Here is a 19,113-nt window from a genome sequence, read left to right as displayed (position 1 = left end):
CAAGAAGGTCATCGATCCGGTTACAGCATCGAAAGTGCAAGAGACGGCCTATCAAAACGGTGCCATTGTGCGCGTGTCTGGCCCGAACCTGATCCTGTCGCCGTCGCTGGTTTTGACAGAAGATGACGCAAACACGATTCTTGCTGCACTTGACGCTGGTTTTGCAGCGGCGTGAAGGGCTTGGATATGACTCAAGACTATGTGTGCCTGCTGGGCACCAAAGGGGGGCCTGCCGTGCGACCGGGCTCCTCGCTGCCGACCTCAAATCTGCTGTGCCTGGACGGTCAGACCATCGTTGTGGACTGCGCCCTTGGCGTGACCAAGGGGTTGATCGATCAAGGCATGCAACTACGGGATCTGTCGTTGATCTTTATCAGCCACTTGCACTCGGAGCATTATCTAGAGCTTGGCCCGCTGCTGCACACCTCATGGACGTCTGGGTTGAAAACACAGGTAAATGTCTATGGCCCTGCGGGGCTTGATGCGTATTGGGACGGTTTTCTGGCCTCGATGAAGGCGGATATTGATCTGCGTATCGAGGACGAGGGCCGCCCCGACCTGCGCGATCTTGTGACGTTCCACACGATTGATGCAGGCCATGTTATGGGTCAGGGCGATATTGCGGTTTCAGCAATCCGCACGGCGCATCCGCCGTTGGTGGATTGTTTTGCGTTCTCGTTCAAAACGGCGCGCAACCATATTGTGTTTTCTGGCGACACCGCCCCGATCCAAGCGCTCGAAGACTTTGCGCGTGGCGCTGATCTGCTGATCCACGAAGCGATGCTGGAGGCAGCGTTGCCTGCGCTGCTAGAGCGAGTTGGAAATGGATCAGACCGGTTGATGACCCATTGGCTGCGCTCGCACAGCTTTGCCCATGACGCCGCACGCACTGCGGCGAAGGCCGGGGCAAAGCGTTTGGCGTTGTCGCATTTGATCCCGTCTGACGATCCCACATTCGGGCCCAAAGACTGGCAAGAGGCCTGCGCGGGGCACTATGACGGCGAGTTGATCGTCGGAAGGGATGGCCTGCGGATCGACCTTTAGAAGGCCTCACAGCGAAGGTTGGGCGCGCTGTTGCGGGTTTTGCCGCGTGACGGCCGCGCTTAGGCCGCGTTCTGCAGTGACGCCCGATAAGCTTTGGGCGTCATGCCCGTTTCGCGATTGAACGCCTTGTAGAACGTCGAACGCGAGTTGAACCCAACGTCCAGCGCCACGGTCAACACCGAGGCGTCGCCTGCTGCAATTAGGGGCTTTGACGCCTCTATGCGCCAGCGTGCGACATAGTCAAAGAACGTCGCTCCGATATCCTGATTCAGCGTCTGGGACACCTGATTTGGCAATGCGCCGATATGTTTTGACAGCTTCTGCAGTGACAGGCCGGGGTCAAGATACAGCTTGTCTTGGCGCATCGCTGCCTCGATCCGCGCGGCCAGTTTTGCAGAGTGCTGATGCGTCAGTGCCGAACGGGCGTATTTCAGGTTTGGCGTATCTTCCGGTACCTCGGGCGGCAGGTCAGGCGACGTGGTCGGGACAAAGACATTCAGCACGACCAAGCCAGCGCCGATCAAAACCAGAAACACCTCTTCGATCAGCAATGCGCCATCGGCAAAGTTCTCATTGGCCAGATAAACGGCCCCGGTGCCCCAGATCAAAACCAGAAGCGCTGCCATGACGTCGATCCACCGCAAGTCGCGTGTGTCCGCGTCAGAATACAGATGGCGCAGGCGTGTGCGAAAGGCCTTGAGCCGGCGCAAAATCGCGACGAGGTAGAGGAATGAGGACAAGGGCCAGAACGCGATCAACATAAAGGTCGCAAAGGCAAGCACGGCGGGCAGGGCCCCTTCAGGCAGCTCGCCTGCAATAAACATGGTGTCTTTGTCCGGTGCGGGCAGGATCCAGTATCCAACACACACAAGAACACCAAGTGCAGGCAAAACGCCGTCCCGCAACGACAGATCCGGTTTTGCCGCATCGGAGGTTTTGGTCATGACGAAGTGGTAGAAGGCAGGCGGCAGCACCAACAGCAGAATAAGCAGCACCGGCATGTAGTTGACCAACACGGGTGCGGCAAAGGCTTTGACCAGCGGCAGTGCGATCATCCCGATGAACGCACAATAGACCAGACCAAGGCTTAGGCGTGCAGGCCCCTTGTCCTGACGCAGCACGCCCGTGAACAGACCAGAGGCTGCAATACCCAGACAAAGTCCGGCAAGGGTCAAAAGAGCCGCGTTTCCCATGTGCTTTTGATAGGCGGCTTTGATGTTGTCTTCAACGCGGTCGCGGGCGGGAATGTCCGAAAATAAAATGTCCTCGCCGTCACGCGCGGACGACACAGCGTAAAAGGCTGCGCATATGCAGGGCAACGGACGCATCAATCAGGAAACGCTATGCCCTCTCTAGACCTCGTATTACTCAGCGCGCATGTCGCGCTCGGAACCCTCGCCGTGATCGCGGGTGCTGTCGCACTCGCCGCGCGGAAGGGTGGTAAATCTCACGTTGGCGCGGGCCGCGTGTTTGCCATCAGCATGGGGCTTGCCTCGCTCTTGGGGGCAGCCTTGGGCGCGCTTAATTTCGACAGCCTTTGGATCACTGTTCATGCCGGCATTCTTGGCGCCACGTTGATGGTCAGCGGCGTTCTGGCCGTGCGGATCCGTGCACAAGGCGCCAGATGGGGCTTCATCGCCGTCGCGATCCTGAACGCCTTTAACGCAAGCGCGTTGTTTGCCGCTGGCTATTACGCCACGACCTTGCCAGAGGCGCGTTTGTTCGGGTTTGCCTCGGCGGATTATTTCTTCCTGTTTGGACTGGCCGCGATCGCGGGTGTCGGCGATATGCGGATGGTCTTTGGGCCCAACGTGTCAGACCGACACCGGATCGCGCAGCATCTTTTGCGGATGTGCATAGGCTTTTTCATCGCGGCAGGTTCTGCGTTTACAGGGCCGGGTGCCTCGGCCTTTCCAGACGCGGTGCGCACCTCGGGCGTTCTGTCTTTGCCAGAATTGACCATCTTCTGCCTGATGCTGTTCTGGCTTTGGAAGACTTTGCGCCGCCCTCGCGCATTGCGGGCGAGTTGAACGGATGCCTGGATCTACTGCGCTTGTTCGCCTGGGGTGGGCGTGTGATTGAAGACATAGTTTGTCAAACAGGCCTCTTCGCCACCCAGTTCCGCAATACGTGCTTTTTGGTCGGCAAAGCACTGCGCGTTGACGGCGTCAGGGTCGCAAATCGCGCGCAGACGCCGTTCGCCTTCTGTCAAGGCGGCGCGCGTTTCGGGATGGTTGGGCCGTGTCGTCGCCAAATTATGCAACTCGTGTGGATCCGCCTTCAGATCAAAAAGCTGCGGGTCGTGCCCGACATAGTGCACGTATTTCCAGTTCTGCCATCGCACCATGAAGGTGCCGGCGGTCGAGCCGCCGTCGTGGTATTCGCTGAACACCGTCCGGTCCAGATCATCCTCGGCATTTGCCAGATCGCGCAAAGACCGCCCCGGTAGCGCACGGCTTGTCGCATCATGCGCAACACCCATGACGTCGAGGGCTGTCGCGGCCAGATCCACAAGCGATGCCCCCGTATGCACCTGACGCCCGCTTGGCACGCCGGGGCCAGCGAGGATCATAGGAACACCAGCGGATTGTTCATACATCACCTGTTTGGTCCAGAACCCCTGATCGCCCATCATGTCGCCATGGTCAGACACATAGAGAATAACGGTGTTTTCCAACTGGCCGCTTTCCGCCAGTGCCGCCAGAATGCGCCCGACGCAATCATCCATAAAGCTCGTCAGGCCATAATACGCAGCCTTCGCCTCGCGCATTTTTGCCTCGTTAAAATACTGATCGTATTTGAAGAACCCCGCCACGTTGTCCAATTCGCTGTGGTTGGGGCGAAACCGGTCTGTATATCCAACCGGCAGGTCCATCTTGGCTGGATCATACATCGCGAAATAGTCTTCGGGGCAGGTCAGCGGGTAATGCGGGCTGACCAGTGACACAAAGGCAGCCCAGGGGCGATCCGACTTGGCCTGTGCGTGCAGCCAGGTTTCGGCGGCGGCGGTGATGTCGCGATCATAGTCCGTATAGCTGCTGTTGCCGACGCCCACATCCGCGGCCAGCTCTGCTGCGGCGTCATAATCTGGCAGGCTGTCGCGCAACAACCCGACGGTCCAGCCAACGCCGCCCACCACATGCATCGGCAACTGTTCTTCGGTAAACCCGTTGTCGTCCTCGCCCGAGCGGAAATGCAGCTTGCCAATGGACACGACCGGAACGCCTGCATCCCGAAGGTGCCGCATCCACGAGCGGGTTTTTCCATCATACGGCGTGGCGCTGTCCCAATGGCGGATCTTGTGCACGTGGTCGCCCGTCGCAATCGCGGCCCGTGTCGGCACGCACATCGGGGAGGGTGTGTAAGCATTGGTGAATCGCGCACCACGCGCCGCCAGCGCATCCAGGTTGGGGGTTTTGACAATCGGGTGGCCTGCGCAGCCCATGGCGTCCTTGCGGTGTTCGTCTGATATCAGGATGAGCAGATTTGGGCGGACGTCAGTTTCCATGAAAAGCACCTTTTGCTCGGCAATCACGCAGGACGCGGCACACGCGCACCGGTCGGTAAATGATTGCAGGATCAGCGCGTTGAATGTCAATCGACGCTTTGGGGCAGGGCCACGCCGTTGTGCGCTGGGCTACGACTCCTTGGCGCAGCGCACGCTCGCATAGGATCAAATCGCGCGCGTGCTTTGGCGCTCTGCCAGATAGACGTCTAGCTTGATGATCTGGCGGTCCTCGCCCACATCCGGGCGCAACTGCGCCAGCAGTCGGTCTGCCGACGCGCGGCCCAGGCCCTCTCTGTCTTGGTTGATGGTCGTCAAGGGCGGGTCCGAATATTCCGCCATCTCGATATCGTCAAAGCCGACGACGGAAATATCTTCGGGAACCGACAGGCCTTGCTGTTTCAGGCCAGAGATCAGACCAAAGGCGACCATATCCGAGGCACAGAAAACCGCTGTCGGGCGATCCTTCATGCGCGCAATTTTTTGCGCGGCGTCAAACCCAGATTCAAGCGAGAAGTCACCGCGCACGATCCAGTCGGGGTTCATCGGCAGATCCAGCCGCTGGCGTTCTTCCAACATGCCTTCGCGGCGTGCTCTGGTCAGCACGTTGCCCTCGGGGCCCGTCACATGCGCAATCTTGCGGTGACCAAGGTCAAACAGGTGGCGAACGGCCAGTCGAGCCCCCATCGCGTTGTTGCTGCGCACTGATGGAAAATTCGCCTCGGGACTCCATTCGCAGGCAAAAACGATCTTGTCCGCGACCCCGTGCTGGTGAAACAGATCCAGCTCGGCATTTGGCAGAGACCCGTCGAGCGAGATCAACCCATCGATGCGGGAGTCCAGGAAATAGTCCACAAGATTGAGGGCGTTTCCGGCCTGGTCAGAGGTGTCCGAAACGAGGATGGAAAACTCGGTGTCAGAAAAGCCAGCAGAGATCCCATGCAGGATCTGCGAGAAGAACGGGTTGCCCAGGTTCGGCACCAGAATCAGAACCGCATTCGCCTGCCGTTTTCTGAGGTTTCGCGCCGCCTTGTTGAGTCTGTAGCCCGTGGCAGAAATCGCCTCGGTGACAGCCTTTCTGGTTTTCTCGCTGACCTTTTTGGGGTCGGACAGGGCGCGACTCACGGTTGCCGTCGACACGCCCGCAACACGTGCAACGTCCTGTACTGTAACGGCTTTTCTTTCCACTTTTTCTGCTCGCAGCATTATTTTTCGCCTTCAAATTATAATACAGTTGACAGACTGATTTCTATTTAGATTATTTATGTAATCGATTGCGCGCAAGTTTTTACCTGATTGTGTAATCGATTACAAATGTATCGCGCCATGGTACGGCGCAGGGTTGAAAGACCCAGTAGGGAGGAAAGTGATGACTATAATCCGGAACATTCTGGCTGGAACAACGGCCCTTTGCGCAGCAACAGCTGTGTCGGCCGCAGACATCGAAGTAACGCATTGGTGGACCTCGGGCGGCGAAGCTGCTGCTGTGTCTGAATTCGCGAAGGCGTTTAACGATAAAACCGAACACAATTGGGTCGACGGAGCGATCGCCGGATCCGGCGGTACAGCGCGGCCAATCATTATCAGCCGTATTCTTGGCGGCGATCCGATGCACGCCACACAGCTGAACCACGGACGCCAAGCGGAAGAGTTGATCGAGGCAGGCCTGCTTCTTGACCTTACCGACGTGGCCGAGGCCGAAGGCTGGAAAGACATCGTGAACCCATCGTCGCTGCTGGACAGCTGTACAGTCGATGGTCGTGTTTACTGTGCCCCTGTGAATATTCACTCCTGGCAGTGGATCTGGCTAAGCCACAAGGCCTATGCCGATGCGGGCGTAGACGTGCCAAGCAACTGGGACGAGTTTGTTGCTGCCGCGCCAGCCCTTGAAGCTGCGGGTAAAATTCCTTTGGCGATGGGGCAGCAGCCTTGGCAGTCCTCGGGTGCCTTTGGTGTGATGGCCATTGCGATCGCGGGGATCGATGCGTGGACAGCGGTGAACGTTGACAAAGACGCAAGCGTTGCGGGCGGTGCCGACTATGCCAAAGTGTTTGAAGCGGCCGCGAACGCGCGTGCCTTTGCTGCGAACTCGAATGTTCAAGACTGGAACCAGGCGACAAACCTTGTGATCACCGGCCAAGCAGGCGGTCAGATCATGGGCGACTGGGCGCAGGGTGAATTTGCCGTGGCAGAGCAGACAGCGGGTGTGGACTACACGTGTCTGCCAGGTCTGGGCGTGAACGAGATCATCTCGACCGGCGGCGACGCGTTCTATTTCCCAAAACAGAAAGACGCAGACATCGAGGCGGCTCAGAAAGAGCTGGCCGCGCTTTTGCTGTCTCCTGAGGTTCAGGTGAACTTTAACCTGAAAAAAGGCTCGCTTCCTGTTCGGGGTGACGTCGACCTGTCGGCAGCCAACGACTGCATGCAGAAGGGTCTCGAGATCTTGGCATCCGGTGCTATCCTCCCAAGCGGTGATCAAACGCTGTCTCCGGATACTTCTGGTCAGATCGAAGACCTGATGGTCGAGTTCTGGAATGATCCATCATATTCCGCAGCCGATGCGCAAGAGCGGTTCGCGGCGATCATTGCAGACGCAGACTGATCCGTCACCGGGTTCAGCCTTTTGGGCTGAACCCATCTCGTCCCATCACGTGGGACGCCCCAAATCATAGGTAGTTCTCATGTCGATCACTGAGAATGTGTCAGCGCAACCCGCGCGCGATACGCGCAAGCCACCCAATCGATTGTTCAAGAACATGACCGCCAAGGTCGCTTCGATCCCGATGGTGTTCACGGCGTTGGTTGTTTTTGTTGGCTGTACAATTTGGACGATTTATCACTCGTTCACCAAATCTCGCCTGTTGCCTGCGCCCGACAAATGGGTTGGTCTGGATCAGTACGAGCGTCTTTGGAGTACGCGGCGCTGGCTGGTTTCTATCGAGAACCTAGCGATTTATGGTCTGTGTTCGATGATCTTAAGTCTGGTAATCGGCTTTACGCTGGCCGCACTTCTGGATCGTAAAATCCGCGGCGAAGCGGTGTTTCGAACCATATTCCTCTACCCATTTGCCCTAAGCTTCATCGTCACCGGTCTGGTGTGGCAATGGATCCTGAACCCTCAGTTCGGCATTCAGTCGGTCGTGCAAAACCTTGGCTGGACCAATTTCGCCTTTGATCCGCTTAACAATGCCGACATCGTTATTTACGGCATTCTGATCGCCGGGATCTGGCAGGGGTCTGGGTTCATCATGGTCATAATGCTCGCGGGGCTACGCGGGATAGATGAAGACATCTGGAAGGCCTCGCGGGTCGACGGCATTCCTACCTGGAAAACCTATATCGTTGTGATCATCCCGATGATGCGCCCGATCTTCATTACAGCACTGGTTCTGATCGCGTCGGGGATTATCAAGGTCTATGACCTCGTGGTTGCGCAGACCTCAGGCGGGCCGGGGATCGCATCAGAAGTGCCTGCGAAATACGTTATTGAAAAAATGTTCCAATCCCAGAATTTGGGGCAGGGCTTTGCCGCCTCGACAATGATGCTGGTGAGCGTCCTCGTTGTTCTCATCCCTTGGGCCTATCTCGAGTTCGGAGGAAAACGCCGTGACTGATCTCTCAACCACGCTCACGGGTCCAAGAGGGCCCAAACCCCGCAAACGTTTGTCGCCGGCCAATATAATGCTCTATAGCACGCTGTTTGTGGCCGCCGTTTACTATCTGTTGCCGCTTTATGTGATGGTCGTGACCTCGCTTAAGGGGATGCCGGAAATCCGGCTGGGGAATGTCTTTGCCCTGCCGGTAGAAATCACCTTCGAGCCTTGGGTGAAAGCCTGGTCCGAAGCCTGTACCGGCATCAACTGCGAAGGCCTTTCGCGCGGGTTCTGGAACTCGGTGCGTATCATGGTGCCCTCGGTCATCATCTCGATCGTGATCGCGTCAGTAAACGGCTATGCTTTGGCGAACTGGAAGTTCAAAGGCTCTGAGGTCTTTTTTACGATCCTGATTTTCGGCGCGTTCATTCCCTATCAGGTGATGATCTATCCAATCGTTATCCTGCTGCGTGAAACCGGTGATCTGATCGCCGCAGCGACAGGCACCAACTTTCGCCTCATGGGGACGCTTGGCGGGCTGGTGATCGTCCACTCGATCTTTGGGATGCCCATTCTGACCCTGTTGTTCCGCAACTATTTCGCTTCGGTACCCGAAGAGCTGTTCAAGGCCGCACGTGTGGATGGGGCCGGTTTCTGGAGCATCTATTTCAAGGTCATGTTGCCGATGTCGCTGCCGATTTTCGTGGTCGCCATCATCTTGCAGGTGACCGGGATCTGGAACGACTTCTTGTTTGGCGTGATCTACACAAAACCCGAGATCTATCCAATGACCGTACAGCTGAACAACATCGTAAACTCGGTCCAGGGCGTTAAGGAATACAACGTCAATATGGCCGCGACCTTGCTGACAGGTCTGGTGCCTCTGGTGATCTACTTCGTCTCTGGAAAACTCTTTGTGCGCGGTATCGCCGCCGGTGCCGTGAAAGGATAAGTTATGGGAAATACGACACAAAATGATCTGGAGCTTGATCCCGAGCTGATGGGCGCAGCCAAGCCTGTACATTCAGATCCAAGCATCGAAATCAAGAACCTGCATCTCAGCTTTGGCTCTGTCGAGGTTCTGAAGGATCTTAACCTAGAGATCGACAAAGGGGAGTTTCTGGTCCTTTTGGGCTCGTCCGGTTGCGGCAAATCCACCTTGCTGAACTGTATCGCTGGTCTGTTGGATGTCACCGACGGGCAGATCTTTATCGGCGGGCGCAACGTGACTTGGGAAGAGCCGTCTGATCGTGGCATCGGCATGGTGTTTCAAAGCTATGCGCTCTATCCGCAAATGAGCGTCGAAGGGAATCTATCGTTCGGACTAAAGAACGCACGTATTCCCAAAGCTGAGATCGCGACGCGGGTCGCTCGAGCCGCGAAAACGCTCCAGATTGAACCTTTGCTGAAACGCAAGCCTGCCGCCCTGTCGGGGGGGCAGCGACAGCGTGTTGCGATTGGGCGAGCCTTGGTGCGGGATGTGGATGTCTTCTTGTTTGACGAACCCCTTTCGAACCTTGACGCCAAATTGCGCGCCGACTTGCGGGTAGAAATCAAACAGCTGCACCAAACGCTTGAAAACACGATGATCTATGTGACCCACGATCAGATCGAAGCAATGACTTTGGCGGATCGGATTGCGATCATGAAGGGCGGCAAGATCCTTCAACTGGCCAGCCCGAACGAGATCTACAGCAGACCTGCGAACAAATACGTGGCGGAATTTATCGGCTCGCCCACCATGAATTTCTTTCAAGGCGAGCTATCAGACGGCGCCTTTTCTTGTGCGGCGGGTCGTTTCTCAACCGAGGGCTATGAATTTGCCAATGCAAGCGCTGGGGGCAGCGCGTGGTTTGGGATCAGGCCCGAGCACATCCAATGCGGCGACGAGGCTGCGTCGCAGCCCAACCAACTGGAAAGCCGCGTGCAACTGGTCGAACCTTTGGGATCAGACACTCTGGCGCGTGTGGGCGTGGGCGAAAACCAGATCTGGGTTCGCCTGGACGGTCAAGCTGGCCTGAAACCTGGCGATCCGCTGACCATTGGTTTCTCTGCGACGCTTGCAAATATTTTTGACAGTACAACCGAAGAACGCCTGTAAAGGCGATGTAACTAGGAAGACATTGATGAGTTTCTCGTTCCAACTTTATTCCGCTCGGAATTTCATGCCCTGGGCGGATGTGATCGCGAAAATTGCAGAGCTGGGCTACACACAGGTCGAGGGGTTTGGCGGCGTCTATGAGGATCCCGCAGCCTTCAAAGCCCTGCTAGACCAGCACGGCCTTAGCATGCCAAGCGGGCACTTCTTTCCGCTGTCCAGCTGCGAAGATGATTTTGATGCCTCGATCAAGGCGGCCAAAACGCTGGGCATCGAAAAGATTTTCTGCCCTGCGCCGGATCAAGAGCTGCAGAACGGGGCCACGGCCGCGGACTGGCAGAGCTATGCGCGGCGTCTGCATGAGGTGGGCAAACGTGTTCAGGACGCGGGCCTCGCCTTTGGCTGGCACAACCACCATTGGGAATTCATGCCTTTGGCTGACGGTGCCTTGCCGATGCGCATCCTGCTTGAAGGCGCACCGGACATTGAATGGGAAATGGATGTGGCCTGGGTGGTGCGTGGCGGTCATGACCCACTTGCGTGGATCGCAGAGCATGGCGCACGCATCACTGCGGCCCATGTCAAAGACATTGCGCCTGACGGGGAATGTGAGGACGAAGATGGCTGGGCAGATGTCGGCCATGGCACGATGGATTGGGCCGGTCTGACCAAAGCCTTGCGCGATCAGGGCGTCACGCTGTTCGTGGCAGAACACGACAACCCGTCGGACGTCGCGCGCTTTGCGACGCGCACGATTGAAGCTTTCCGCACATATTAAGAGGCGAACATGACAAAGACACTTGGAATAGGCGTCATCGGCTGCGGCAATATTTCGGCCGCCTATATGCGGCTGGCGCCCATGTTCGCCGGGATCGAAATGCGGGCCTGTGCGGACATGAATATGGATGCAGCCAAGGCACGCGCCGAAGAATTCGGATTGCGCGCAGAAACGGTCGATGGGCTGCTGGCGTCAAGCGACATCGACATCGTCGTCAACCTGACAGTGCCCAACGCGCACCACGAGGTCTCTAAGCGTATTCTGAACGCGGGCAAACACGCCTATTCAGAAAAGCCTTTTGTCCTGACTGTCGAAGAGGGGGCGAGCCTTAAGGCGCTGGCCGAGTCCAAAGGGCTTCGTGTCGGCTCGGCACCAGATACATTCATGGGGGGTGCCCACCAACTGGCCCGTGATCTGGTCGACAGCGGCGCTGTGGGCAAAGTGACCTCTGGCACCTGTTTCGTGCAAAGCCCAGGCATGGAGATGTGGCACCCCAATCCCGACTTTTTCTTTAAGCCGGGCGGTGGGCCGATCCTGGATCTGGGGCCTTACTACATCTCGAACCTTGTCCAGCTTTTGGGGCCTGTGAAACGCGTCACCGCGATGTCGTCCAAAGGGTCTGACACACGAACAATCACGAGCGAGCCGCGCAACGGAGACACGATCACGGTCGAAACCCCAACGACGATCCATGCGGTTCTGCAATTTCACTCTGGCGCGCAGGTTACCTATTGCGCAAGCTGGGATGTCTGGCAGCACGGCCATTCCAACATGGAGCTTTATGGCGAGAGCGGAACATTGCATGTGCCGGACCCGAACTTTTTCGGCGGCGAAGTGCGGATGACCGCGAAAGACAGCTTCGTCAACGTGCCAGGCTGGGATCATCCTTTGTCTGTCGCCAATGACGGGCCGCACGCGAACTATCGCGCCGCAGGGCTGGCGGATATGGCGCAAGCGATCCTTAAGGGGCGGCCACATCGATGCTCGCTAGAGTTCGCGCTGCATGTGGTGGATGTGATGACCGCAATCCTCACTTCGGGCGAGGAGGGGCGGTTTGTCGAGATGACGACCTCTTGCGAGCGTCCCGCCGCCCTGTCCCCAGATGCAGCCCAAGCGTTGCTTGCGTAAGTGGGCGCGCCAATGATCCAGAACCCAATCCTTCGCGGGTTTAATCCTGATCCCTCGATTTGTCGGGCAGGCGATACCTATTATATCGCCACGTCCACTTTCGAATGGTATCCAGGCGTGCAAATTCACGCATCTCAGGATCTTGCGAATTGGGATCTGGTGGCGCGCCCGCTTTCCCGCGCAACTCAATTGGATATGCGTGGAAATCCAGACAGTTGCGGTGTGTGGGCCCCCTGTCTCAGCTATGCGGATGGCTTGTTTTGGCTGGTCTATACCGACGTCAAACGGCTGGACGGCAATTTCAAAGACGCCCACAATTACATCGTGACCGCCCCCGCAATCGACGGACCCTGGAGCGACCCCGTCTATGTCAACTCATCAGGGTTTGACCCAAGTCTTTTTCACGACGACGACGGCCGGAAATACTTTTGCAACATGCAGTGGAACCACGTGTCAAACTCGGTCGGGGGGCACCCAAAGCACCCGGCATTTGACGGAATTCTCTTACAGGAATGGAGCCCGGACAAAGGCTTGTTTGGGCCGGTCAAAAACATTTTTGCAGGCAGTGCGCATGGTCTGACCGAGGCCCCGCATATCTTCAAACGCGATGGGTTTTACTATCTCACGACGGCCGAGGGCGGGACAGGGTATGACCATGCAGTCACGCTGGCCCGGTCTCGAGATCTTTGGGGACCTTATGAACTACACCCAGACAGTTTCGTCATCACGGCCAAAGATGCACCAGACAATGCGCTGCAGCGCACAGGTCATGGGCAACTGGTCGAGACCCCAACAGGCGAGGTCTATCACACCTATCTCTGCTCTCGCCCGCTGAAGGGACGCTATTCACCCTGCGGTCGCGAGACAGGCATTGCCAAGTGCACATGGCACGAGGACGGCTGGCTGTATCTGGACGGGGGCGGCACCGCGCCCAGCGTGCACGTACCGGCACTTGGGTCTGCGGCATCCAAAGAGCGCGCGGCAGTGAGCTATGATCTCGCATCGCAACACTTGCCTATGGATTTTCAATGGCTTCGCACGCCTGAGCCGGATCGTATCTTTAAGATGACCGGCACCGCTCTGCGGTTGATCGGGCGTGAAAGCCTGGGAAGCTGGTTCGAGCAATCGCTGGTCGCCCGTCGCCAAGAAGATCTGTCCTATCGCGCCACCTGCCACCTGTCGCAGTTCGATCCTTCGACCTATCAGCACGGCGCGGGGCTGACGACTTACTATAACCGGCACAAGTTTCACGCGCTGTGCGTAACTTGGACGCAAGAGGCCGGGCGCGTCTTGACGATCTTGTCTTGCAACGGCGATTGGCCTGACGGCCAGCTGAGCTTTCCCTGTGATGCGATCGCGCTGGGCGATGGTCCGGTCGAGCTGTCTGTGGATGTAAACGGCACGCAGCAGCAATTTTCATACCGACAGGGCGGCGACTGGGTGGCGTTCGGGCCACAGCTTGATGCGCGTGTGATCTCGGACGAGGGCGGGCGCGGCGAGCATGCGTCCTTTACCGGCGCATTCGTCGGCATGTTCGCCTTTGACATCACCGGCCAGGGCAAACCCGCAGAGTTTACAGAATTTTCCTATGTCCCGCAGGCATATACCCCTGCGACCCCTCATTTTGAAAGGAGCCACGAATGCCAGGAATGATCAAAGGTCCGGCACTCTTTCTCGCACAGTTTGCCGGCGACGACGCTCCGTTCAACTCGCTTGAGGCCATCACAAAATGGGCTGCCGGGCTTGGCTATAAGGGCGTTCAGATTCCCACGTTTGACGGGCGTCTGTTCAATCTGGAACTGGCCGCGGAAAGCGATGCCTATTGCGATGAAGTGCAGGGCATTTGCGCTGACTCAGGCGTCGAAATCACCGAGCTGTCGACGCATCTTCAGGGGCAGCTCGTTGCGGTGAACCCGGTGTATGACACGGCCTTTGATGCCTTTGCGCCGGACCACGTCAAAGGCAACCCGTCCGCGCGTCAGGCCTGGGCCGTCGATCAACTGTGCAAGGTTGCAAAGGTCAGCCGGAAAATGGGCCTCGATGCCTCGGTCAGCTTCACCGGCAGCCTCGCTTTCCCCTATCTCTATCCATGGCCGCAACGCCCGGCAGGGCTGATTGACGAGGCCTTTGCAGAGCTTGGGCGTCGGTGGCTGCCGATTCTGAACACCTATGAGGACTATGGCGTTGATATCGGGTATGAAATTCATCCCGGCGAAGACGTTTTTGACGGCGCGACATTTGAGATGTTCGTGGACGCGGTGCAAGGACACAAACGGGCTCAGATTAACTATGACCCCTCGCATTTCCTGCTGCAGCAGATGGACTACCTGAGTTTTATCGACATCTATCACGAGAGGATCTGCGCTTTTCACGTGAAAGATGCCGAGTTCAATCCTGACGGGCGTCAGGGAGTTTATTCCGGCTATCAGCCTTGGCTTAACAGGGCAGGACGCTTCCGCAGCCTTGGGGATGGGCAGGTCGATTTTAAAGGTATCTTCTCGAAGCTTGCGACATATGGCTATGACAGTTGGGCCGTGCTGGAATGGGAGTGCTGCCTCAAGTCGCCCCAACAAGGCGCAGCCGAGGGCGCGCCCTTTATTCGCGACCACATCATCGAAGTCACGGACAAAGCGTTTGATGATTTCGCTGGCGGCGAGGTCGATAAAGCGCAGATTCAAAGCATGCTGGGACTAGGCGCATGAGTCGTTTGAAACTTGGCATGGTTGGCGGCGGGCAGGGGGCCTTTATCGGGGCCGTACACCGCATGGCGGCGCGATTGGACGGCGAATGGGATCTGGTCGCCGGTGCGCTCAGTTCTGATCCAGAGCGGGCGTTGGCCTCATCCCGCGCGCTTGGGCTTGACGACGCGCGGAGTTATTCGAGTTTTTCGGCGATGGCCGAAGCCGAGGCCGCGCGGCCAGATGGCATTGATGCGGTCGCGATTGTAACTCCCAATCACGTGCACGCCGACGTAGCAATTGCGTTTCTGAGCATTGGGATACACGTCATTTGTGACAAGCCCCTCGCCGCAACAGAGGCGCAAGCGCAGGACATTGCCCAAGCGGTCAAGGCATCGGGGAAGTGCTTTGTCTTGACCCATAACTACACGGGGTATCCTTTGATCCGTCACGCCCGTGAGTTGGTGAAGTCAGGCGCCCTCGGGGACATTCGCGTGGTGCAGGTTGAATACGCACAGGACTGGTTGGCCGAAGAGGTCTCGAACAAACAGGCGGACTGGCGCACAGACCCGTCAAAATCCGGCGCCGGCGGCTGTGTCGGCGACATCGGAACGCACGCATACAACTTGGCCAGCTTTGTGACCGGTCTGAAAGCCACATCCTTGTCAGCCGATCTCAGCACCTTTGTCGACGGTCGCAGGTTGGATGACAACGCGCAGGTCATGTTGCGCTTTGAGGGCGGGGCAAAAGGGATGCTTTGGTCCAGTCAGGTTGCTGTGGGCAACGAAAACGCCCTGAAGCTGCGGGTTTATGGATCTAAAGGCGGGATCGAATGGGCACAGGAAAACCCAAACGTCATGAGCTTTACCCGCCTCGGCGAACCCAAACAGCTTTTGACCCGTGGCGGGCCGGGCACGACTGCCGAGGACACACGCATTCCCCCCGGCCATCCGGAAGGCTACCTTGAGGCATTTGGCACGATTTACTCCGACGCGGCGCTGTTTATTCGCGCACATGATAGAGATGCGCGCGACACCCAGGGCAGCCTGCTGCCTGATATCCACGACGGACTGGCGGGCATGGCGTTTGTGACGGCTTGCGTTGACTCGTCGTCCAAGGATGCGGCCTGGGTTTCACTTTAGCACCGGTTTTGTGCGCTGCCTGCGCCTGTGACGAAACCATAGGCGCAGGGGTGGGTCGCACAATCAAACGAAGCGATTTACATAGTTTTCCAGAATTTCCTGCTGGCCAGATCTGGGTTCTGGGCGAATGTCGCGGGCAAGAACCTGCGCGGTGATGGAGTCAAGATCGCTGGCCAACAGAGCCTTCGCTTCGGGCGTGTCCCACCCTGCATATCGATCCGCCAAGGCCGTCTCTAGGCCGCCGTCCTCAAGCATGGCTGCAGCGGCCTTTAGGCCTCGTGCACAGATATCCATGCCGCCGATATGGGCAGCGATCAGGTCTTCGGCCGACAGGGATTGGCGACGCAGCTTTGCGTCAAAATTCGTGCCCCCCGTCGTGAAACCACCAGCCTTCAGAATATGGTAATAGCACAGCGCGACTTCGGGCGTGTTGTTTGGGAATTGATCTGTGTCCCACCCGGATTGGTAATCATTGCGGTTCATGTCGATCGACCCAAGCATCCCTTCTGCCGCAGCAGTCGCGATTTCATGCTCGAAACTGTGCCCCGCAAGGATCGCATGGCCTTGCTCGAGGTTCAGCTTTACCTCAGTCTCCAGCCCATATTTCCGCAGGAACCCGATGCAGGTCGCCGCGTCAAAATCATATTGATGCTTCGACGGCTCCTGCGGTTTGGGCTCAACCAGAATTGTGCCTTTGAAGCCAATCTTGTGATTGTAGTCCACGACCATATTCAGGAAACGTCCCATATGGTCCAACTCCTGAGACAGTTTCGTGTTCAGAAGCGTTTCATAGCCCTCGCGCCCGCCCCACAGCACATAGTTTTCACCGCCCAGCTTATGCGTTGCGTCCATACAGCTTTTGACGGTCGCAGCGGCAAAAGCGAACACATCAGGATCCGGATTTGTGGCCGCGCCCGACATCCATCGGCGGTCACTGAACATATTTGCGGTGCCCCACAACAGCTTGACGCCGCTCTGTTCCATTTTCTCGCCAAGATAGTCCGTGATCTGATCCAGCGTGGATTGGTTGTCGGCAAAATTTCCCTGATCCGGCCTAAGATCCAGATCGTGCCAGCAGAAATAGGGCACGCCCAGAACCCGAAAGAAATCGAAGGCCGCATCTGCCTTTTTAAAAGCGTTTTCCATACTGGTTTGCGGATACCAGTCGCGTTGAAAGGTCGGGCCGCCAAACGGGTCTCCGCCTTCCCATGCAAAACTGTGCCAATAGGCGACCGCAAATCTAAGGTGGTTGGCCAGCGACTTGCCCAGTACATGTTCGTTTGCGTCATAGTGGCGAAACGCCAATGTTTGAGGGCTGTTGGGGCCCTCAAAGGACACTGTTTCAAAGGCTTCAAACATCGACATTCTGTCTCTCCGGTCGCCGGGCGAGGGGGCTGGGTGCCTGTCGCAAGCCTCTGGCTGAGGTTGGTGTTTCGGAAGTGTTGTTTCAGGCTAGCATCAAATTAATTTGATCGTCAAATTAAATAATGAGTATAGAAGGAACCGACGGGGCAGGGCATAGTAAATCTCCGGCACTAGATAAGGATTTAGGGGGCAGGCGTGCAAAAGCGCAAACATGTCGAAGAGCAACGGGGTGCCGGGCGGGCTCAGATTTTTGAGTTGATCCGCAAGGCGGGCAGCATTGCGCGTATCGACATTGCCAAGGCAACACTGGTCAGCCCTGCGACCGTGACGGCTATCACCTCGGAACTGATTGATGCGGGGTTGGTCGAAGAAATCACACCGGATACACCCCGCGAAAACGCCAAACGCGGTCGCCCCAGAGTGGCGCTGAAGGTGCGCGGCGATGCGTTTTATGTGGCGGGCGTCAAAGTGGCGCGGGATACGATTTCAGCGATGCTCGTCGATTTTGAGGGCACCGAAATCGCCAGCCAAGAGACTGCGCTGGAGTTGTCCACGATGACACCAGAGGCGCTTGCAAAGTCAATTTTCGGTGCAGTGTCAGATATTTGCTCAGACAACCATCTGCCTTTGGAAAACCTGTCGGCGGTTGGCGTTGGTCTGGCCGGTCTGGTGGACGCCGCGCGGAACTTTGTGCATTGGTCGCCATCGCTTGACCGTCGCAACGTCGATATCGGGGCTGCATTAAGCCTGCATCTGGACTGCCCGGTGATGGTCGAGAATGACGCCAATCTTGTTGCCAAGGCCGAGCAGCTGTTTGGCTTGGGTCGCACCATTTCGGATTTCGTTGTGGTGACGATCGAGCACGGCGTGGGCATGGGCATCGTGATCGATGGACAGCTTTACAGAGGCGCGCGCGGCTGTGGTGCGGAATTCGGTCATACCAAAGTCCAACTGGAAGGTGCGTTGTGTCAATGCGGCCAGCGCGGGTGTCTAGAGGCCTATATCGGGGATTATGCGCTGCTGCGCGAGGCCAACTCGGTCTTGCCAGGCGCTGCGGTTTCCACGCTTGCGGAGCTGTGGGAGCTGGCGCAATCCGGTAACGATCAGGCTCGAACGGTGTTTGAACGCGCGGGCAAAATCTTTGCGATGGGGCTGGCAAATGTGGTGAATATCTTTGATCCCGAGATGATCATACTTGCCGGGCACAGAGCGGATTTTGATCATTTGAATCTCGACGGCGTGATCGAAGAACTGGCCAATCACGTGGTTGAAGTGGACGCGCCAATGACAAAGATACAGGCCCATCAATGGGGCGACCGGATGTGGGCCAAAGGCGCTGCGGCCTATGCGCTGGACGGGTTCTCTGCTCTGAAAATCAGAGAGGTTTCCGCGACTACTGGGTAAGGCCCCTGACCTGATGAAGGCATCTGCGTGATCGCCTAAAGCCCTGGTCTTAATCGTTATTTAGGCGTCATCGCGGATGTGACTGCGGGATACAGCGCGACGAACTGCTCATATTTCGCCTGATATTGGTCTTGCAACGCGCTGTTGGGCTCGACGGTTCGCGACATCTCGGGCTTGGTCATGACCTGCGCTGGATCCTCGCCGGAATGTGCCGCCATTGCCAACCGCGCCGCGCCCATCGCCGCGCCGAACTCTCCTTTGGCGGGGACGTGCAAGGGGATGCCCAAAACATTGGCCAAGGTCTGCAGCCAAAATGGGCTGCGGGTGCCGCCACCTGTCGTCACCAGCGATGCCAGGTCTGTGCCCGTGGCTTGC

General features: G+C 57.4%; 17 protein-coding genes and 1 pseudogene. 13 read left to right on the top strand and 5 right to left on the bottom strand.

The features are described from left to right. Together ACEQWH_RS13450 and ACEQWH_RS13445 are read left to right on the top strand one after the other, a co-directional pair. Positions 1-175: pseudogene (locus ACEQWH_RS13450) on the top strand (aspartate aminotransferase family protein); the annotation flags it as partial. 11 nt (positions 176-186) lie between these two features. Continuing rightward, on the top strand, positions 187-1,044 hold the full coding sequence (locus ACEQWH_RS13445; protein WP_370231664.1) for an MBL fold metallo-hydrolase: 858 nt from the start codon (positions 187-189) through the stop codon (positions 1,042-1,044). 59 nt (positions 1,045-1,103) lie between these two features. On the opposite strand, the gene ACEQWH_RS13440 is transcribed toward ACEQWH_RS13445, so the two are convergent. Further along, a complete protein-coding gene (locus ACEQWH_RS13440) occupies positions 1,104-2,333 on the bottom strand; it encodes a helix-turn-helix domain-containing protein (RefSeq protein WP_370231662.1) in 1,230 nt (409 codons plus the stop codon). 54 nt (positions 2,334-2,387) lie between these two features. On the opposite strand from ACEQWH_RS13440, the gene ACEQWH_RS13435 reads away from it, so the two are divergent. Further along, positions 2,388-3,074, top strand: coding sequence for a hypothetical protein (locus ACEQWH_RS13435; protein ID WP_370231661.1), 687 nt, complete (start codon positions 2,388-2,390; stop codon positions 3,072-3,074). 14 nt (positions 3,075-3,088) lie between these two features. Here ACEQWH_RS13435 and ACEQWH_RS13430 read toward each other — a convergent pair whose 3' ends face one another. After that, positions 3,089-4,552 carry a sulfatase-like hydrolase/transferase gene (locus ACEQWH_RS13430; protein WP_370231659.1) on the bottom strand — a complete coding sequence of 488 codons (1,464 nt, stop codon included), beginning with the start codon at positions 4,550-4,552 and terminating at the stop codon, positions 3,089-3,091. A gap of 165 nt (positions 4,553-4,717) precedes the next feature. Further along, complete coding sequence (locus ACEQWH_RS13425) at positions 4,718-5,755, bottom strand: LacI family DNA-binding transcriptional regulator (protein ID WP_370231657.1); 1,038 nt, start codon at positions 5,753-5,755, stop codon at positions 4,718-4,720. Between the two features lie 163 nt (positions 5,756-5,918). Between ACEQWH_RS13425 and ACEQWH_RS13420 the strand changes: the two genes are divergently transcribed. The 9 genes from ACEQWH_RS13420 to ACEQWH_RS13380 all read left to right on the top strand — a co-directional run bounded on the left by ACEQWH_RS13420 (position 5,919) and on the right by ACEQWH_RS13380 (position 15,969). After that, complete coding sequence (locus ACEQWH_RS13420) at positions 5,919-7,154, top strand: ABC transporter substrate-binding protein (protein WP_370231655.1); 1,236 nt, start codon at positions 5,919-5,921, stop codon at positions 7,152-7,154. Positions 7,155-7,233: 79 nt separating this feature from the next. Then, complete coding sequence (locus tag ACEQWH_RS13415) at positions 7,234-8,166, top strand: carbohydrate ABC transporter permease (RefSeq protein WP_370231653.1); 933 nt, start codon at positions 7,234-7,236, stop codon at positions 8,164-8,166. A gap of 67 nt (positions 8,167-8,233) precedes the next feature. Further along, on the top strand, positions 8,234-9,097 hold the full coding sequence (locus ACEQWH_RS13410; RefSeq protein WP_370231652.1) for a carbohydrate ABC transporter permease: 864 nt from the start codon (positions 8,234-8,236) through the stop codon (positions 9,095-9,097). Positions 9,098-9,145: 48 nt separating this feature from the next. Next, positions 9,146-10,246 (top strand): ABC transporter ATP-binding protein, encoded by a 1,101-nt coding sequence (locus ACEQWH_RS13405; RefSeq protein ID WP_370231665.1) that lies wholly within the window; start codon positions 9,146-9,148, stop codon positions 10,244-10,246. Between the two features lie 25 nt (positions 10,247-10,271). Continuing rightward, positions 10,272-11,021 carry a sugar phosphate isomerase/epimerase family protein gene (locus ACEQWH_RS13400; protein WP_370231650.1) on the top strand — a complete coding sequence of 250 codons (750 nt, stop codon included), beginning with the start codon at positions 10,272-10,274 and terminating at the stop codon, positions 11,019-11,021. A gap of 9 nt (positions 11,022-11,030) precedes the next feature. Next, positions 11,031-12,149 carry a Gfo/Idh/MocA family protein gene (locus tag ACEQWH_RS13395; protein WP_370231648.1) on the top strand — a complete coding sequence of 373 codons (1,119 nt, stop codon included), beginning with the start codon at positions 11,031-11,033 and terminating at the stop codon, positions 12,147-12,149. A 12-nt stretch (positions 12,150-12,161) separates the two neighbouring features. Beyond that, positions 12,162-13,802 (top strand): glycoside hydrolase family 43 protein, encoded by a 1,641-nt coding sequence (locus ACEQWH_RS13390; protein WP_370231646.1) that lies wholly within the window; start codon positions 12,162-12,164, stop codon positions 13,800-13,802. Then, a complete protein-coding gene (locus tag ACEQWH_RS13385) occupies positions 13,790-14,851 on the top strand; it encodes a sugar phosphate isomerase/epimerase family protein (RefSeq protein ID WP_370231644.1) in 1,062 nt (353 codons plus the stop codon). Before ACEQWH_RS13390 ends, ACEQWH_RS13385 begins: the two co-directional genes overlap by 13 nt. Next, positions 14,848-15,969, top strand: a complete 1,122-nt coding sequence (locus tag ACEQWH_RS13380; protein ID WP_370231642.1) for a Gfo/Idh/MocA family protein — start codon at positions 14,848-14,850, stop codon at positions 15,967-15,969. The genes ACEQWH_RS13385 and ACEQWH_RS13380 overlap by 4 nt, the downstream gene beginning before the upstream one ends. A gap of 63 nt (positions 15,970-16,032) precedes the next feature. Here the strand turns inward: ACEQWH_RS13380 and xylA are convergent, their stop codons facing one another. Continuing rightward, positions 16,033-17,334, bottom strand: a complete 1,302-nt coding sequence (xylA, locus tag ACEQWH_RS13375; RefSeq protein WP_370231640.1) for a xylose isomerase — start codon at positions 17,332-17,334, stop codon at positions 16,033-16,035. A 195-nt stretch (positions 17,335-17,529) separates the two neighbouring features. Here xylA and ACEQWH_RS13370 point away from each other — a divergent pair, with 195 nt between their 5' ends. Continuing rightward, on the top strand, positions 17,530-18,738 hold the full coding sequence (locus ACEQWH_RS13370) for an ROK family protein (protein WP_370231638.1): 1,209 nt from the start codon (positions 17,530-17,532) through the stop codon (positions 18,736-18,738). Positions 18,739-18,794: 56 nt separating this feature from the next. Here the strand turns inward: ACEQWH_RS13370 and ACEQWH_RS13365 are convergent. Beyond that, the coding region (locus ACEQWH_RS13365; protein ID WP_370231636.1) for an FGGY-family carbohydrate kinase at positions 18,795-19,113 on the bottom strand (319 nt) is incomplete at its 5' end.

The organism is Cognatishimia sp., assembly GCF_964229375.1.
In the GTDB taxonomy this organism is placed as follows: domain Bacteria; phylum Pseudomonadota; class Alphaproteobacteria; order Rhodobacterales; family Rhodobacteraceae; genus Cognatishimia.
The sequence above is the reverse complement of the archived record's forward strand: the minus strand, read 5'-3'. Positions and strand labels throughout refer to the sequence as shown.

Coding starts and splice junctions, on each gene's coding strand:
- ACEQWH_RS13395 (WP_370231648.1), top strand. CDS start 11,031: ATGACAAAGACACTTGGAATAGGCGTCATCGGCTGCGGCAATATTTCG.
- ACEQWH_RS13390 (WP_370231646.1), top strand. CDS start 12,162: ATGATCCAGAACCCAATCCTTCGCGGGTTTAATCCTGATCCCTCGATT.
- ACEQWH_RS13420 (WP_370231655.1), top strand. CDS start 5,919: ATGACTATAATCCGGAACATTCTGGCTGGAACAACGGCCCTTTGCGCA.
- ACEQWH_RS13380 (WP_370231642.1), top strand. CDS start 14,848: ATGAGTCGTTTGAAACTTGGCATGGTTGGCGGCGGGCAGGGGGCCTTT.
- ACEQWH_RS13445 (WP_370231664.1), top strand. CDS start 187: ATGACTCAAGACTATGTGTGCCTGCTGGGCACCAAAGGGGGGCCTGCC.
- ACEQWH_RS13400 (WP_370231650.1), top strand. CDS start 10,272: ATGAGTTTCTCGTTCCAACTTTATTCCGCTCGGAATTTCATGCCCTGG.
- ACEQWH_RS13405 (WP_370231665.1), top strand. CDS start 9,146: ATGGGCGCAGCCAAGCCTGTACATTCAGATCCAAGCATCGAAATCAAG.
- ACEQWH_RS13415 (WP_370231653.1), top strand. CDS start 7,234: ATGTCGATCACTGAGAATGTGTCAGCGCAACCCGCGCGCGATACGCGC.
- ACEQWH_RS13430 (WP_370231659.1), bottom strand. CDS start 4,552: ATGGAAACTGACGTCCGCCCAAATCTGCTCATCCTGATATCAGACGAA.
- ACEQWH_RS13425 (WP_370231657.1), bottom strand. CDS start 5,755: ATGCTGCGAGCAGAAAAAGTGGAAAGAAAAGCCGTTACAGTACAGGAC.
- ACEQWH_RS13385 (WP_370231644.1), top strand. CDS start 13,790: ATGCCAGGAATGATCAAAGGTCCGGCACTCTTTCTCGCACAGTTTGCC.
- xylA (WP_370231640.1), bottom strand. CDS start 17,334: ATGTCGATGTTTGAAGCCTTTGAAACAGTGTCCTTTGAGGGCCCCAAC.
- ACEQWH_RS13410 (WP_370231652.1), top strand. CDS start 8,234: ATGCTCTATAGCACGCTGTTTGTGGCCGCCGTTTACTATCTGTTGCCG.
- ACEQWH_RS13435 (WP_370231661.1), top strand. CDS start 2,388: ATGCCCTCTCTAGACCTCGTATTACTCAGCGCGCATGTCGCGCTCGGA.